We start from the raw sequence: 16354 nt of genomic DNA on the forward strand, positions 1-16354 counted from the left end.
GAAATGAAGATGAAACTCTGGAAGCGAAACGCAGTGGTAGCGGCAATTGTGCTCTTTGTGTGTATGGCGGTTTATCTGAACTGGTCCTACCAGAATGGAGAGACAGCCGATGCGGGCAAGACGCTGGGGCAGGCCGAGATGGTCTCCGGACAGACGGGAGATCCACTGGTGGATACCGCTGCGGCCTCCGCAACACCTGCGGCTACTGGTTCTCCGGCTCCCGAGGCACAACAGGAGAGCGGGTACTTTGCCACGGCCCGGCTGAATCGTCAGCAGGCTCGGGACAGTGCGCTGTCTATCCTTCAGGATGCCTCCTCCGGCGAAAATGTGGATGACGCCATGAAGGAGGAGAATAATCAGGCCATCCAGACCTTGGCCAACTACACCGTTTCCGAAGCTCAGATCGAAAACCTGGTTACAGCCAAGGGATACGCCGACTGTGTGGCGTTTATCGGGGAGGAGAGCGTCAGTGTCGTAGTGGCTGCCACGGAGGGCGGGCTTACCGATGCGGATATCGCCAAGATCACAGAGATTGTCACCGATGAGACAGGCTATGCTGCCAGTCAGGTCAAGATTATAGAAGCCGAGGCGTAGTGCGCCGGACCGGGTGAAAAATCAGTTGTAATTTCTCTTATTTGTGGTACAATGAACATACAGTACACACAAAAGGAGCGTGACCAGAATGGCTGATGGAAAGGAGTATGTCTCCCGCCCGGATGAGCTGGGAAACATCCATATATCCGAGGAAGTCCTAGCGGTGATTGCCGCGGCCGCCGCCATGGAGGTGGAGGGTGTGGGCAGCCTCTCTGCCAATCTTGGCAGTGATATTGCCGAACTGCTGGGCGGCAAGAAGAACTTGTCCAAAGGTATCCACATTACGGTGGAGGAAGAGAGCGTTCGGGTCGACCTGTCCCTGTTTATCAAGTATGGGTATACCATTATTGATGTAGCCAAACAGGTTCAGAACGCTGTATATAATGCCATTGAAAACACCAGCGGCCTGACGGTGGAATGCATCAACGTCCACGTGGCTGGCGTCTCATTTGAGCGGGAAGCCAAAAAGCAGGCGTAAACAGTCGGACACCGGGGAACAGGGGGGAAGTGCCCTTTTGTTCCCCGGTGTTTTGTTGTGCGTAGGAAAACACAAGCGACTTTTTCCGCCTGTATGTAATTTGCTCTTTTCTTTTTCTACAGGTGTGTTGTATAATATCATTACTTATGGATATTACGATGCGGGTTCGGCCCGCTATGGAGGAAATGGAATGACCAGAACTGCTGCCCGTGAAATCGCGGTCCACTTTGCCTTTGAGCTGGGATTTACCGGCCAGACGGCGGACGAGCTGCTGGAAGAAGCCCTGAATCGCAAGACATTTGCGCAGATTGGCGAGGAGGAGCCACTGTATACGGAATTTCCCAATGAGACGCAGCGGGAGTATATTGTCAAGCTGGTGAAGGGTGTGTATGAGCACAGCCCTGAGCTGGATGAATATATCTCGAAGTATGCCATCGGCTGGAAGTTTTCCAGACTCAACCGGGTAGCCATTGCCATTATGCGGGTTGCCATGTATGAGATCCTGTATATGCAGGACATCCCCAATGCTGCCGCCATCAATGAGGCGGTAGAGATGACCAAGCACTATGAGGAACCGGAAGTGGTTTCCTTTGTTAATGGTATTCTGGGTTCTTTTGTGCGCAATGAATGTCCCCCGGATCCTGTGAGTCTCCCCCGCCAGGGGGAGCCGGAGGCGTAATATGCGCGCCCTTGGCATTGATACCAGCAATTATACAACCTCTGCAGCCGTATTTGACGGAGACGGAGGCTATCATGCCAGCCGTCTTCTGGATGTGCGTCCCGGGGAGTTGGGACTACGGCAGAGTGACGCACTTTTTCAGCATGTCAAGCGTCTGCCCGGGCAGATCGCCCAACTAAAAGAGGCTGGATGGCTGACCGGGCTGTCCGCCGTGGGGGCCAGCACCCGCCCCAGGGAGGTGGAGGGCTCTTATATGCCCTGCTTTCTAGCGGGAGAGGGGCAGGCTCGCGTTTTGGCAGACGGGCTGGATGTGCCTTTTTATGCCTTTTCCCATCAGCAGGGGCATATTGCCGCTGCGGCCTGGTCAGCCGGACATATGGATTGGCTGGACCGGCCCTTTCTGGCCTGGCATCTCTCCGGTGGTACTACGGAACTTCTGTATGTACGGCCGGATGGAGTGAATGTCCGGGCCGAGCGGGTGGGAGGAACCAGTGATATTTCTGCCGGTCAGCTTATTGACCGGACAGGTGTACTGCTTGGGCTGCCCTTTCCGGCCGGAAAGGCGCTGGATGCTTTAGCTGCTGAAGCGCAGCTCCGGGCTGGCTTCCCTGTGAAGCGTAATGATCTGACGTTCTCTCTGTCGGGAATGGAGAATCAGGTAAAAGCCATGGCCGAACGTGGAGAGCTACCTGCCCAGATTGCCCGTTTTACACTGGAGACGGTAGCGTCAATTGTGCGGCGTACCACAGACGCCGCTCGGGAGCGCTGGCCTGGACTGCCGGTGCTGTGCTCCGGAGGCGTGGCCTCCAATCGCCTGCTGCGCACGGTCATGGCGGATGCCGCCTTTGCCCAGCCCCAATATTCCACGGACAATGCCATGGGTGTGGCGATCCTGGCTTGGCGGGCCTGGAGAGAGGGAGCGGTAAAATGAATCAGGCGCCTGTCTACAGCGTCACACAGGTCAACCAGTATATTAAGAGCTTGTTGGATTGTGACGGCGCACTGTCCGGCCTGTATGTGTGTGGGGAGATTTCCAATTACAAAACCTATCCCTCCGGTCATCACTATTTTTCACTTAAAGATCCGGAGGGGGCGATTCGCTGCGTCATGTTCCGTCGGGAGGCTGCCGGACTGCGTTTTCGGCCGGAGAACGGGATGAAGGTCATTGCCTTTGGACGGGTCACCGTTTTTCCGAGGGATGGGCAGTATCAGCTCTATTGTACCCAGATCACCCCTGACGGTGTAGGTGATTTGCATCTGGCCTTTGAACAGCTGAAGACCCGGCTTTACCAGCAGGGGCTGTTTGATCAGGCCCATAAAAAGCCCATTCCCAAGATGCCCGGGAGGATTGCACTTATTACGTCCTCGGCCGGTGCGGCGGTGCGGGATATGATCCGTATCCTGGGTGCCCGGTGGCCCATGGCACAGGTGCTCGTCCTTCCGGTACGAGTACAGGGGCAGGAAGCCCCTGGAGAAATCTGTGCGGCGATCGCGTGGGCCAATCGGTATCGGGTGGCCGACCTCATCATTACCGGCCGGGGCGGCGGCTCCATGGAGGATCTTTGGGCTTTTAACGATGAGGCGGTGGCTCGGAGCATCTATGCCTCTGAATTGCCGGTCATCTCAGCGGTGGGGCATGAGCCGGATGTGACGATTTCTGACTTTGTGGCAGATCTCCGGGCGTCAACGCCGTCCAATGCGGCTGAGCTGGCCGTACCGGATCAGGAAGAGGTGCGTGCCTGGCTGAGCCAGATGGGAGCGCGTATGTCCCAGGCGGTGGAGCGGCGGTTGGACGGCGCCCGCAAGGAACTGGAACGGGCCGGACACTGTCGGGCATTGCAGGCTCCGATGAATTATATCAATGATCGACGAATGCTGCTGGACTTTCAGCGGGATCGCCTGGCTCACGGACTTAACCGGACTTTGAGCCGGGAGCGGGAACGCTTTGCACGCACGGCAGCTGCGCTGGATGCGCTTAGTCCGCTGAAAGTGCTGGGACGGGGTTATGCCATTGCGCAGAAGCCGACCGGCAAGGTAGTCCGCTCTGTGGTTGAGGTGCAGACAGGAGAGGAACTATGCCTGCGTTTGGCGGATGGGACGCTGAATTGCCAGGTAAAGTAGCGGAGCAAAACCGGAAAGGAACTTGGATTATGGCAGAAAAAAAGCTGAGCTTTGAACAGTCAATGGCCCGGCTGGAGGAGATTGTAAAACAGCTGGAGCAGGGCGACGCACCGCTGGAGGATGCGCTGGCCCTGTTTGAAGAGGGGACCAAACTGATGAAGAAATGCTCCGCGCAGCTGGACAAAGCCGAGCAGAAGGTATCCAAGCTGCTGGCCGGGCCAGATGGGGCACCGGTAGAGCAGCCGTTTGATGGGGAGGGATAGCGCGTGGACAGCAAGCAGTGCCTGCAGGCCCATCGGGACCTGATTGAGGCCTGGCTCCAGCATGCCTTCCAGGAGCGGGAGCCAAGAGGAAATCTTTATGATGCCATGTGCTACAGTTTGCTGGCAGGCGGGAAACGAATCCGTCCGGTTTTGCTGCTGGAGAGCTGTCGGCTGTGCGGCGGAGATCCGGAACAGGTTCTGCCCTTTGCCGGCGCCATCGAGATGATCCATACCTATTCGCTGATCCATGACGATCTGCCTTGCATGGACGATGACGATCTGCGCCGCGGCCGACCCACAAACCACAAAGTGTACGGTGAGGCGATGGCAGTTCTGGCCGGTGACAGCCTTTTGACAGCTGCTTTTGAATTTATGTTGGAGCAAAGGACCCAGATTCCGCCGGAGCGGACGTTGGAAGCGGCGGGTATCTTGGCTCGGGCTGCTGGTGCCCGCGGTATGGTGGGCGGTCAAGTATTGGATATGGACGGCGAGGGACGGACCTTGGGCATGAATGAGCTGGAGGAACTGCAGCGGCTCAAGACCGGCGCTCTGATTCAGGCGGCGGTGGAGATGGGATGTGTCCTCGCCGGTGGTACCGTGGAACAGCGGGCTGCTCTATGCCGTTATGCGGAACATTTGGGCCTGGCTTTCCAAATACAGGATGATGTACTGGACGTAGTAGGGAAAACAGAGACCCTTGGGAAAACCGTTGGCTCTGATGCCAAAAGTGAGAAAAATACCTTTGTAACGCTGAAAGGGGTAGAGGCCTGTGGCGAGCTGGTGTCGCGCCTGACAGCGGAAGCGGTGGATGCACTGGCTCCGTTTGGAGAAGGGGCTCAGGCACTCTGCTGGCTGGCGAACACATTGGCGACCCGCGAGAAATGAGGCTGAGAGCATGAAAAACGTAGTCGATTTCTTTACTGGAAATCTGATTTTAAATTTGTCTATTTTGGCTTGGGCGATCGCACAGGTACTGAAGTTTATTATTGTACTGATTACCCAGCACCGGCTGGACTGGCGGCATATTTTGTCCAGTGGCGGTATGCCCAGCTCTCACTCGGCGTTCGTATGTGCCTGTGCTACCGCTATGGGGTATATGTATGGATGGTCGTCGCCGGTTTTTACCATTTCGGCGGTTGTAGCCATCGTGGTGATGTACGATGCGGCCAATGTCCGTAAGGCCGCGGGAGAACAGGCCAAGATTCTGAACTATATTATGGAACACTGGACAGAGATGAAGCCAGCGCTTTTTGGAAAAGAGTTGAAGGAATTTTTGGGACACACGCCGTTCCAGGTCCTAATGGGCGGTCTGCTTGGAATTGCGGTGGGCCTGTTAGGAGCGTGGCTCTGGCAATAAGCGGACGAAAAGATTCGGGGACAGGAGGTGTTACCATTCTTAGTCTGGATGAGCTTTCCGATGATCTGAGTGCACTGAGCGATAGCGAGGCTGCGGAGGTATGCACTCTCTTACGGGCCAGACTGATCGATACCGTTTCCCGCACAGGGGGGCACCTTGCTTCCAGTCTTGGTGCGGTAGAGATCATTGTGGCTATTCACCGGGTATTTAATACCGGAGTGGACCGGCTGGTTTTTGATGTGGGACACCAGTGCTATGCCCATAAGATCCTGACAGGGCGCAACGCCGCAATGGAGACGCTGCGCTCTTTTGGCGGGATTGCAGGATTTCCCAAACCGTCGGAGAGCGCGTGTGACGCCTTTATCGCCGGGCATGCATCCAATTCTGTTTCGGTGGCAGTGGGAATGGCCCGTGCCAGAACATTGCAGAAGAAGAACTATCAGGTCCTGGCTTTGATCGGAGACGGCGCGCTTTCTGGCGGCCTGGCATATGAGGGATTGTCGGATGCCGGAAACAGTGGGGAACCGCTGATTGTTATTTTAAATGACAATGGCATGTCCATCACCAAAAGTGTGGGTGGTGTGGCGGAGCACTTGGCGCATCAGCGTCTCAAACCTCAGTATCTGCGTTTTAAAAAGGGGTACCGTAAGGCGATGAATGTATTGCCGCTGGGCGGGCATATTTATCGCGTGACCCATAAGATCAAAACGGCGGTCAAGGAGACTTTACTGCCATGCAGTTTATTTGAGGATATGGGCTTTACCTACCTGGGGCCGGTGGATGGACATGATGTAAAGGGATTGACCCGCCTGCTGCGTTATGCTAAGGATTTACAAGGCCCAGTCCTGCTCCATGTAAGGACTGTAAAGGGAAAAGGCTATATACATGCAGAGCGCAATCCGGACCGGTTTCATGGTGTAGGGCGCTTTTGCGTGGAGACCGGACAACCGATTCAGCCTCCGCAGCGCAATTTCTCCGCAGTGTTTGGTGAGACACTATGCATGCTGGCAGAGCAGGATGACCGTATTTGTGCCATTACGGCGGCAATGCAGGGCGGTACAGGTCTGGATAGATTTGCGCAGCGCTTCTCAGAGCGCTTTTTTGATGTTGGGATTGCCGAAGGACATGCTACGGCCATGGCCGCAGGCATGGCAAAACAAGGGATGCGTCCGGTGTTTGCGGTCTATTCTTCCTTCCTACAACGGGCTTATGATATGCTGATTCACGATGTTGCACTCCAGAAGCTACATGTAGTGCTGGCGGTGGATCGGGCAGGCCTGGTGGGAGAAGATGGTGAGACCCATCACGGAGTGTTTGATGCGGCATTTCTTGATACCGTACCTGGGATGACGGTTTTGTGCCCGAGCAGCTTTGCAGAGCTGCGCAGAATGATTCGACAGGCTTTTTATGAACTCGATGGACCGGTGGCTATCCGCTATGCCCGGGGTGGCGAGGGAGAATATCGGGAAGATTCCGGGCCGATGGGATCGGTGTGCCTGCGCAGTGGAGACGATTTGACACTGGTGAGTTATGGTATGATGATAAATCCTGTACTGGAATGTGCACGGCGGTTGGAAGAGGAAGGAATACAGAGCGATATTGTAAAGCTAAATACCATTACACCTTTAGAAATGGAGCCTATTCTTCGGTCGGTACGCAAAACCGGTCGACTGCTGGTGGCCGAAGATGTAATAGAGGCAAACTGTGTGGGACAGCGGATTGCAGCCGCCATATTGCAGGCGGGGATATCACTCCGGAGTATGGAATTGGTTAATCTTGGCCGCAGGTTTGTGACCCATGGTACAGTTCCGCAACTACAGAAACTCTGTGGGTTAGACGGCATGAGTCTGCGTGAGAAAGCAAAGGAGGTCTGCAGCCGTGGCGAGCGTTAAAAAACGGCTGGATATATTGCTGGTGGAGCGCGGCCTGGCAGAGAGCCGGCAACGTGCCCAGGCCATCATTATGAGCGGCCAGGTGTATGTCAAAGAGCAGAAAGTAGACAAGGCCGGAGCACAGATCGAGGAAGGGGCTCCCATTGAAGTGCGTGGGCAGACGCTACCCTATGTCAGTCGTGGTGGACTTAAACTGGAAAAAGCGCTTAAATGCTTTACGGGAATTGATCTTCACGGCGTTCACGCCATTGATGCAGGCGCCTCCACGGGTGGTTTTACCGACTGTATGCTACAAAATGGAGCGGAAAAGGTCTATGCCGTGGATGTAGGCTACGGACAATTGGCCTGGAGCCTGCGCAGTGATCCGCGGGTGGTCTGCATGGAGCGGACCAATGTGCGATATCTGACAGCGGAACAGATCCCGGAGCTGTTGGATTTTGGGACGGTAGACGTATCCTTTATCTCATTGAAATTGATTTTACCTGCTTTGAGGGGAATTTTGAAGCCGGATGGGCAGGTGGTTTGCCTGGTCAAGCCTCAGTTTGAGGCAGGCAAGGATAAGGTGGGAAAAAAGGGCGTGGTGCGTGATCCAGCCGTCCACTTGGAGGTATTGCAGCAATTTTTGGTCAATGCGCAGGAAGCTGACTTCACTGTAAAGGAAATGACCTTTTCACCAATTCGGGGACCAGAGGGAAATATTGAGTATCTGGGCCATCTGGTTGCGGGTAGAGGAGACATATGGGAAGGAGATTTGTCTGCTCTGGTAGAAGCATCTCACCATGAGCTGGAGGACAACAGATGAAAGTAGTACTCAGCCCCAATCCTTACCGGGACCGTGGTTTGAAAGCAGCTTTGGCGGCGGAGAAGATTTTGCGCAATGTAGGGGTAGAGACTGTCATGTGTCTTCCCTTTACAGTGGAGGGCGGAAATATAGAATTGCCCAAACACATTTCTTTTAAAAATACCCAGGAAGAGTTGAAGAGCGCAGATCTGTTGGTTTGTTTCGGCGGCGATGGTACAATTCTCCATGCGGCTAAAGACGCCAATGCCCATAAGGTGCCAATTTTAGGAGTAAATTTGGGCAGTGTTGGATTTATGGCCGAGTTGGAACAGAGCGAGTTGTCCATGCTTTCCAAGCTCGCGGCGGGGAAGTATACAGTGGAATCCCGCATGATGCTGGATGTTACAGTGCGCCGGGACGGGAAGAGCGTGTACAATGATATTGCGTTGAACGATGCGGCCCTGACAAAAGGTGCGGTGGCACGAGTAGTAGATCTGGAGGTCTGCGCAGATAAGGTGCTTATCACCCGGTTTTCGGCGGATGGAGTAGTGATAAGTACACCTACCGGCTCTACTGCTTATTCTATGTCGGCAGGTGGTCCCATTGTGGAGCCAACAGCGGAAAACATTATTGTAACACCTATTTGCCCCCATGCGCTTTCGGCCCGTTCGTTTGTGTTGGGCCATGAGCGAACGGTATCGGTCAAGATGGGGCGTATGGCCCGTAAAACTGCCTATCTTTCAGTAGATGGTGGCAAGGCGTTCCGGCTGAATGGCGGCGATCTGGTGGAACTGCGCATATCCAAATCCAGGACCAGGCTGGTGCGTGTGACCGGGCGGACGTTTTATGAAATACTCAACCAAAAGCTGGGAGGCGCATAAAGCATGAAAGCAAAACGGCAGCAGGAGATCCTGCGCATTATTGAAGAACAGGATGTAGATACCCAGGATCAGCTTCTGGAAGAGCTGAGAGCGCGGGGCGTGCAGTCCACGCAGGCCACAATTTCCCGGGATATAAAAGAATTGCACTTGGTGAAGGAATTGACCGGCTATGGTACCTATCGCTATGCTGTTTCGGAGAAAAAGGCTTCGTTGGATGTCTCTGGAAGACTGCGGACTATTTTTAAGGAGGGAGTGACCTCCTTTGATGTGGCGCAGAATATTGTGGTATTAAAAACGATGCCCGGACTGGCCTCGGCGGCCTGTGCAGCCATTGATGGCATGACGATTCCAGAGCTGGTGGGGAGTCTGGCAGGGGATGATACTGCTATCCTCATTATGCGGACCAACGAGGATGCGGTGGAGTTTTGCAACGAGATTCATTCTATGCTCAAGTAATATCTGCCGGGAAACAGGCTGCGGGTGGTAGCCGATGGGGAGATGAGGCGTATGCTCTCTTTGCTGCACATTGAAAATATCGCGGTGATTGAGTCGGCGGACATCCAGTTTGCCAGCGGGTTTAATGCGCTGACCGGTGAGACGGGTGCGGGTAAATCTATCGTAGTGGATGCTATTGGGGCGATCATTGGTGAACGAACCAGCCGTGATCTGATCCGTACAGGCGCACGCTCGGCATTGGTTAACGCTGTTTTTACCGGCTTACCGGAACTGTCTTGGTTTCAAGAGAACGGCTGTGGCCCGGATGAAGAAGGAAACTTGCTGCTCCAGCGGGAAATCCAGCCGGATGGTAAAAATGTCTGCCGGCTAAACGGTCGGCTCATTACAGTAGCGCAGTTACGTCAACTGGGTCGGCAACTGCTGAATATCCATGGTCAACACGATGGTCAACAGCTGCTGGATGAGCGCTGTCATTTGGAGTATCTGGACCGGTTTGGAGGAACACAGGAATTGGCCGCATCCTTCCGGCAGGTATATGAGCGTGTGCTCCAATTGCGACGGAGCATTGGTGCATTGCAGATGGATGAGGCGGAAAAAGCACGCCGCATTGACAGCCTTCAGTTTCAGATCCAAGAACTGGAGCGGGCAGAGCTCAAACCAGGAGAGGATGAGGCGCTTGCTGAGCGGCGGGACCTGCTGCGCAACGCTGGAAAGCTGATCGATGCGGTGGAAAACGCTCATTTGGCCCTGTCAGGAGACGATGAGCATCCAGGGGCTGCGGCACTGGTGGAGGAAGCTGAGCATGCCCTTACTTCCGCTTCCCGGGTGAGCGGTGCGGTGGACGGTCTGTTGGAGAAACTGGCGGAGCTGCGCTGTGCTGCAGATGACCTAGCTGAGCAGGTTCGGGACCTGCGGGAGAGTTTTGAGTTTGAGCCTGGGGAGCTGGATGAACTCGAAAGCCGCCTGGATGTGATCTATCGCCTGAAAAAGAAATATGGTGACTCAGTGGAAGATATGTTGGGTTACCTGGAGCGGTGCAAACAGGAATTGGATGAGATCCAGCTCTCCAGCGATACCATTGTCCGGCTGGAGAAAAAGTTGGCCGAAGTACTGGAAGAAGCGCGGAAACGGGGCAGCGCACTTACGGAGGCCCGGAAGACCGCCGGAAAGGCGCTGGAGAGGCGCATTCAAAGTGAACTGGCCCAGCTGGATATGCCGAAGGTCCGCTTTCGGGCGGAATTCCGTCCCAAAGCAGGGGAGTACGGTATGGATGAAACCGGTATGGATGAGGTACAGTTTCTTATGTCGGCCAATGTGGGCGAGGACCTCAAACCTATCCAGAAAATTGCCTCAGGCGGCGAACTGGCCCGTATCATGCTGGCGTTGAAAAACGTGCTGGCAGAGAACGATGATGTGGGCACACTGGTCTTTGATGAGGTGGATACTGGCGTATCCGGACGGGCTGCTCAAAAGGTAGCTGAGAAACTGGCCGATGTGGCGCGGACCAAACAGGTACTGTGTGTAACCCACCTGCCTCAGCTAGCTGCGATGGCCGATGTCCATTTCTCGGTGGAGAAGGGGGAGCGGGTAGGACGGACGTTCACCCAAGTGGAGCGGCTCAGCCGGGACCGCCGGCGAGAAGAGTTGGCACGTCTTACCTCGGGGGAACATATTACCGATGCCACGCTCCATGCCGCCGAGGAGTTACTGGAGAGCGCGGAAGCCTACAAGAAACTCCACAAAACTTAGATTTTGTTGAGTTGAAATCTTTCCTCTTGACAAATGGCAAAGGAGCGCTTATAATCCACATCAATATGGAACTGTGATGACGGGGAGAAGTACTGCTGCACATCCCGCCCAGAGAACCCCCGGTTTGGTGAAAGGGGGAGGGGATACGGTAGGAAATACACCCTGGAACAGCCGCCTGAACGGGAGCTTTGCCTAGTAGGGCTGTGTCGGGTGCGCCCGTTACTGCGCCGCCGTGTGTTGGCACGGCCTGAGGCTGCTTTTGTGAAAAAGCGGCGAACCAGAGGTGGTACCGCGTGATTTGACGCCCTCTGTCCGAAAGGACAGAGGGCGTTTTTGATGAAAAGGGGGGATTGGATGGTAAGGGAAATCTGCCTCCGCTGTGGTGGCGAGATGGCACATATGGGGCAGGATAAGATTCAGCTGGGCAAGTATGGCATGCTGTTGGGAGCCTGGAGCAATCTGCTGTCCGGTGCGCTTACAGTAGATATTTATTGCTGCAAAAAATGCAAAAAGCTGGAGTTTTATGCCGTGGAGGGGCCAGAAGAGGAGGAGAATACCATGACAAAGGTAGAGTGCCCTTATTGCGGAACCTCCCACGAACTGGACGATGCAAAATGTCCCCATTGCGGGAACCGGTTATATTGAGAAAGGAAGAAGAAAAATGACCTGTTATGAAGAACTGAAGGCCCGGGGCCTGATTGCCCAGGTGACAAACGAGGAAGAGATCTCTAAAATGATCAACGAAGGGAAAGCGGTGTTTTATATTGGCTTTGACCCCACAGCTGACTCTCTTCATGTTGGCCATTTTATGGCGTTGTGTCTGATGAAACGACTGCAGATGGCAGGCAACCGCCCCATTGCTGTTATCGGCGGTGGTACCGGCATGGTGGGCGATCCCTCTGGCCGCTCTGACATGCGTACCATGATGACTCCTGAGACCATCCAGCATAACTGTGATTGTTTTAAAAAGCAGATGGAGCGCTTTATCGAGTTCGGTGAGGGCAAGGCGCAGATGGTCAACAACGCTGACTGGCTCATGAAGCTCAATTATATTGAGCTCCTGCGGGATGTGGGCGCCTGCTTCTCTGTAAACAATATGCTGCGGGCTGAGTGCTATAAGCAGCGTATGGAGAAGGGACTCTCCTTCCTGGAGTTTAACTACATGATCATGCAGTCTTATGACTTCTACTACCTGTTCCAGAACTATGGCTGCAATATGCAGTTTGGCGGTGACGATCAGTGGTCCAACATGCTGGGCGGTACTGAACTCATCCGGCGCAAGCTGGGCAAGGACGCCCACGCCATGACCATTACGCTGCTTTTGAATTCGGAAGGCAAGAAGATGGGCAAAACCCAGAAAGGTGCCGTATGGCTGGATCCCAACAAGACGACTCCTTACGAGTTTTATCAGTATTGGCGCAACATCGGTGATGCTGATGTGCTCAAGTGCCTGCGGATGCTCACGTTCCTGCCTCTGGAGCAGATCGATGAGATGGACAAGTGGGAGGGCGCCCAGCTCAATACTGCCAAGGAGATCCTGGCCTTTGAGCTGACTCAACTGGTCCATGGTACGGAAGAGGCTAAAAAGGCCCAGGAGGCTGCCAAGGCACTGTTTGTAGGCGGCGGCGATATGAGCAACGTGCCCTCTACCCAGCTGACCCAAGACGATCTGACCGATGGAGCGATCGGTATTCTGGATCTGATGCTCAAGTGCAGCCTGGTGCCCTCTAAAAAAGAGGCCCGCCGCCTGATCGAGCAGGGTGGCGTGGAGCTTGACGGCGAAAAAGTGACTGATGTGAACACTCCCGTGACTGAGATGCAGCTCTCCGGCGAAGGGGTTATGCTGAAGAAGGGAAAGAAAGTATTCCATCGTGCCGTGATTGCTTAAGAGAAAGAAACTGCGGTGCAGTCCGATGGGCTGTACCGCAGTTCTGCTTTTCGGTTGCGTAAGTGCTGGCTACGTGATACAATCAAACGTAGTGGAAGGGGTGGGTACAGTGGAAGAAAAAGACAATCAGGAACGCAAGAAATGGTATATTCTGGACGGGCGTTCCATTTCCATGCTGCTTGTGTTACTGCTGGCAATTTTGTTCTATGTAGGGTTGACGCATTTTGATATCATAAGCGTTCGTATTGCGATGTTTATGAAGGTGCTCTCTCCGTTTATTACCGGTTTTGCCATCGCGTATCTGCTCAATACGCCGGTAAGCTTTTTTGAACGAAAAGTTTACGATAAGCAAAGATATAAACGGGGATTGTCGATTCTGACAGTCTATCTGCTGGCTCTGGCTGTAGTAGTGATCCTGCTCAACCTGGTCATTCCTCAGGTCATGCAAAGTGTGATGGACTTGGCGGGGAATATGCAGACCTACTTGAATTCGCTGGATGCGCTGGTCCAGAATGCATCGACGCAGTTTGGCCTGGATACGGAGAGCGTCAATGAAGCGCTTGGTTCCTATCAGGACTTGGTAAAAACGGTGACCGAGGCGGTGTCCAAGTCTCTGCCTCAGCTTTTGGACTTCGGAGTTGCTGTGGGTAATGGCGTGATTACTGGCATTACTGCGTTGATCTCCTCGGTTTACATGCTGGCAGGGAAAGGACGACTTGTACCACAGCTGAAAAAGTTGATTTATGCCGTATTGCCAAAGCGGAGAGCGGACCGACTGCTGGACATCTGCAGCCATGCAAATGGGGTATTTATTGGTTTTATCAACGGAAAACTGATTGACTCGGCCATTATTGGAGTGCTCTGCTTTTTCCTGTGTCTGATCATCCGTATTCCATACCCCATGCTTATCAGCGTAGTGATTGGCGTGACCAATATTATTCCATTTTTTGGCCCTATTATCGGCGCGATTCCGTGTTTGATGATCCTGGTTATTGTAGATCCCTGGGCTGCACTTCGGTTTTTAATCCTAGTCCTGGCTCTGCAGCAGTTCGATGGAAATATCCTGGGGCCCAAGATTCTTGGAGACAGTACGGGACTTTCGGCGATCTGGGTACTGATTGCCATCGTCACTTGCGGAGGACTGTTTGGATTTCCCGGTATGGTACTGGGTGTACCTACCTTCGCGGTGCTCTACACCCTGGTTCGCGATTGGGTCAACAAACGTCTGCGGGAAAAGCGGATAGACGGAAACGGTCGGCCCATGGAGTATACAGATTTGACCGGGAAAAAAGACGAACTATAATGGATAAAAAAGCACCCGGAGATTGCTCCGGGTGCTTTTTGCAAGTAAGCCTGTAAGCCGGGTTCTGTCCTTTAAGACAGCCATCTATCTCGACGCACCGTTGCCGGTACGCTCCAGCCGCCTCCCTGGGACGGTCGGGCCGACCATGTGTCCCTCCACGGCGTTGCTCCGGATAGAGTTTACAGCGACGGACGCTTCCACGCCGTCGGGTGGGCTCTTATCTCCACCTTTCCACCCTTACCACTGTGACATAGCCACGGTGGCGGTATATCTCTGTTGCACTTTTCCTGGGGTCGCCCCCGGCGGGTGTTACCCGTTATCCTTGCCCTATGGAGCCCGGACTTTCCTCACGCATGGGCCTTTCGCCCCATACGCGCGGCTGTCCAGCTTGCTTGCGAATGACATTGTATCGTATTCTTCTCCGCTTGTCAAATCAAAGCAATGCCTTTCGATTGAAATTTTAAAGCCGATAGGATATAATACATAAGTTATACATTATATTAAAGGGAGGAACAACCTATGCGTTCCACCATACAGAATTATCTGGCCGAACTCAGGGGCAAAAGGGTAGCTGTGATCGGGATCGGCGTATCGAACACACCCCTGATCAAGATGCTCTTGCGAGCTGGCGTAAAGGTGACCGCCTGCGATAAACGTCAGCGGGCCGACTTTGGTGGTCAGGCGGAGGAATTGGAGAGCCTTGGGGCCGAGCTGCACCTTGGCCTGGACTACTTGGAAGGACTAGACCAGGAAATCATCTTCCGCACGCCCGGTCTGCGCCCAGATGTGCCTCAATTGCTGGCTGCGCAGGAGCGGGGAAGTGTTATCACTTCAGAAATGGAGGTCTTTTTCAAGGTCTGTCCCTGCAGGATCATTGCTGTGACCGGAAGTGACGGGAAGACTACCACTACGACGATTATTGCCGAATTGCTCAAAGCGGCTGGTTATAATGTTTATGTGGGCGGCAATATTGGCCGTCCGCTCCTGCCGGATGTCAGCGGGATGGAGAGCGGTGATATTGCAGTGCTGGAGCTCTCTTCCTTCCAGCTGATGACTATGGATAGAAGCCCGGATGTAGCGGTGGTCACCAACGTAGCGCCCAACCATCTAGATGTTCACAAGTCTATGGAGGAGTACATCGACGCCAAGAAGAATATTTTCCTGCATCAGACACCGAATGGCCGCCTTGTGCTGAACCAGGACAATGAGATTACCCGCGCTTTTGCCGCGCAGGCCAGGGGAAGTGTGACCATGTTCAGCCGTCGTGAGACGCTGGAGCATGGAATCTTCCTCCGAGATGGGGCGATTTTTGCGCGGCGGGATGGACAGGAGCGGCCGGTCCTTTATCTGGAGCATATTTTATTGCCGGGCGACCACAACGTGGAAAACTATATGGCGGCCATTGGTGCGGTGGATGGTCTGGTTCCAGACCAGGTCATTCGGGATTTTGCGGCTAAATTCACGGGTGTAGAGCATCGCATCGAGTTGGTACGGACCTTGAAGGGAGTAAAGTATTATAATGACTCCATTGCCTCCAGCCCTTCCCGTACCATTGCCGGGCTGCGTTCTTTCACCCAAAAGGTGATCCTCATTGCGGGCGGCTATGATAAACACATTCCGTTTGATGTGCTGGGGCCAGAGGTAGTGGAACATGTGAAAGCTCTGGTGTTGACCGGTGCAACGGCAGACAAGATCCGACAGGCGGTAGAAAAGGCACCGGGCTATGACGCGCAAGTACTTCCCATTCAGACCTATGATGATTTCGATCAGGCAGTATTGGCGGCTCATGCACTGGCACAGCCGGGAGACGTGGTACTGATGTCGCCGGCCTGTGCATCCTTTGACAAGTTTAGAAATTTTATGGAGCGGGGCGCAGCATTTAAAAAGATCATCTATGCCCTGGAATAGGAGG

17 protein-coding genes, 1 other RNA gene and 1 other annotated feature are annotated in these 16354 nt (G+C 54.0%); of the genes, 17 read left to right on the plus strand and 1 reads right to left on the minus strand.

Annotated features, from left to right (window positions below):
* Positions 1–3 precede the first annotated feature (3 nt).
* The 16 genes from WMO45_RS00985 to WMO45_RS01060 all read left to right on the plus strand — a co-directional run bounded on the left by WMO45_RS00985 (position 4) and on the right by WMO45_RS01060 (position 14442).
* Positions 4–594 (plus strand): SpoIIIAH-like family protein, encoded by a 591-nt coding sequence (locus WMO45_RS00985; protein WP_349138765.1) that lies wholly within the window; start codon positions 4–6, stop codon positions 592–594.
* An 88-nt stretch (positions 595–682) separates the two neighbouring features.
* On the plus strand, positions 683–1072 hold the full coding sequence (locus WMO45_RS00990; RefSeq protein ID WP_349138766.1) for an Asp23/Gls24 family envelope stress response protein: 390 nt from the start codon (positions 683–685) through the stop codon (positions 1070–1072).
* A gap of 190 nt (positions 1073–1262) precedes the next feature.
* Positions 1263–1751: a transcription antitermination factor NusB gene (gene nusB / locus WMO45_RS00995; protein ID WP_349138767.1), complete on the plus strand. Its 489-nt coding sequence runs from the start codon at positions 1263–1265 to the stop codon at positions 1749–1751.
* A 1-nt stretch (position 1752) separates the two neighbouring features.
* Entirely contained in the window at positions 1753–2682 is a 930-nt protein-coding gene (locus WMO45_RS01000) for a tRNA (adenosine(37)-N6)-threonylcarbamoyltransferase complex transferase subunit TsaD (protein WP_349138768.1), read from the plus strand.
* Complete coding sequence (xseA, locus tag WMO45_RS01005; RefSeq protein WP_349138769.1) at positions 2679–3872, plus strand: exodeoxyribonuclease VII large subunit; 1194 nt, start codon at positions 2679–2681, stop codon at positions 3870–3872. The genes WMO45_RS01000 and xseA overlap by 4 nt, the downstream gene beginning before the upstream one ends.
* Before the next feature lie 29 nt (positions 3873–3901).
* The gene (gene xseB / locus WMO45_RS01010; protein ID WP_349138770.1) at positions 3902–4135 is read left to right on the plus strand and encodes an exodeoxyribonuclease VII small subunit; all 234 of its coding nucleotides are present in this window, start codon (positions 3902–3904) and stop codon (positions 4133–4135) included.
* A 3-nt stretch (positions 4136–4138) separates the two neighbouring features.
* Positions 4139–5020, plus strand: coding sequence for a polyprenyl synthetase family protein (locus WMO45_RS01015; protein ID WP_349138772.1), 882 nt, complete (start codon positions 4139–4141; stop codon positions 5018–5020).
* A 10-nt stretch (positions 5021–5030) separates the two neighbouring features.
* On the plus strand, positions 5031–5492 hold the full coding sequence (locus tag WMO45_RS01020; protein ID WP_349138773.1) for a divergent PAP2 family protein: 462 nt from the start codon (positions 5031–5033) through the stop codon (positions 5490–5492).
* Positions 5477–7384 (plus strand): 1-deoxy-D-xylulose-5-phosphate synthase, encoded by a 1908-nt coding sequence (gene dxs, locus WMO45_RS01025; protein WP_349138774.1) that lies wholly within the window; start codon positions 5477–5479, stop codon positions 7382–7384. Before WMO45_RS01020 ends, dxs begins: the two co-directional genes overlap by 16 nt.
* Positions 7371–8186: a TlyA family RNA methyltransferase gene (locus WMO45_RS01030; RefSeq protein ID WP_349138775.1), complete on the plus strand. Its 816-nt coding sequence runs from the start codon at positions 7371–7373 to the stop codon at positions 8184–8186. Before dxs ends, WMO45_RS01030 begins: the two co-directional genes overlap by 14 nt.
* Complete coding sequence (locus WMO45_RS01035; protein ID WP_349138776.1) at positions 8183–9046, plus strand: NAD(+)/NADH kinase; 864 nt, start codon at positions 8183–8185, stop codon at positions 9044–9046. The genes WMO45_RS01030 and WMO45_RS01035 overlap by 4 nt, the downstream gene beginning before the upstream one ends.
* Positions 9047–9049: 3 nt before the next feature.
* Positions 9050–9502: an arginine repressor gene (locus WMO45_RS01040; protein WP_349138777.1), complete on the plus strand. Its 453-nt coding sequence runs from the start codon at positions 9050–9052 to the stop codon at positions 9500–9502.
* A 51-nt stretch (positions 9503–9553) separates the two neighbouring features.
* Positions 9554–11251: a DNA repair protein RecN gene (gene recN / locus WMO45_RS01045; protein ID WP_349138778.1), complete on the plus strand. Its 1698-nt coding sequence runs from the start codon at positions 9554–9556 to the stop codon at positions 11249–11251.
* Positions 11252–11318: 67 nt separating this feature from the next.
* Positions 11319–11563, plus strand: a binding site (T-box leader).
* Between the two features lie 42 nt (positions 11564–11605).
* A complete protein-coding gene (locus tag WMO45_RS01050) occupies positions 11606–11896 on the plus strand; it encodes a zinc ribbon domain-containing protein (protein ID WP_349138779.1) in 291 nt (96 codons plus the stop codon).
* Between the two features lie 16 nt (positions 11897–11912).
* Positions 11913–13139 carry a tyrosine--tRNA ligase gene (gene tyrS, locus WMO45_RS01055; protein WP_349138780.1) on the plus strand — a complete coding sequence of 409 codons (1227 nt, stop codon included), beginning with the start codon at positions 11913–11915 and terminating at the stop codon, positions 13137–13139.
* A gap of 109 nt (positions 13140–13248) precedes the next feature.
* Positions 13249–14442: an AI-2E family transporter gene (locus WMO45_RS01060; protein ID WP_349138781.1), complete on the plus strand. Its 1194-nt coding sequence runs from the start codon at positions 13249–13251 to the stop codon at positions 14440–14442.
* 37 nt (positions 14443–14479) lie between these two features.
* Here the strand turns inward: WMO45_RS01060 and rnpB are convergent.
* An RNA gene (gene rnpB / locus WMO45_RS01065) (RNase P RNA component class A) lies at positions 14480–14837 on the minus strand.
* Positions 14838–14961: 124 nt separating this feature from the next.
* On the opposite strand from rnpB, the gene murD reads away from it, so the two are divergent.
* Positions 14962–16350 carry a UDP-N-acetylmuramoyl-L-alanine--D-glutamate ligase gene (gene murD, locus WMO45_RS01070; RefSeq protein WP_349138782.1) on the plus strand — a complete coding sequence of 463 codons (1389 nt, stop codon included), beginning with the start codon at positions 14962–14964 and terminating at the stop codon, positions 16348–16350.
* Positions 16351–16354 lie beyond the last annotated feature (4 nt).

Origin of the sequence: Flavonifractor hominis (genome assembly GCF_040095835.1) — a bacterium.
GTDB lineage: Bacteria > Bacillota > Clostridia > Oscillospirales > Oscillospiraceae > Flavonifractor > Flavonifractor hominis.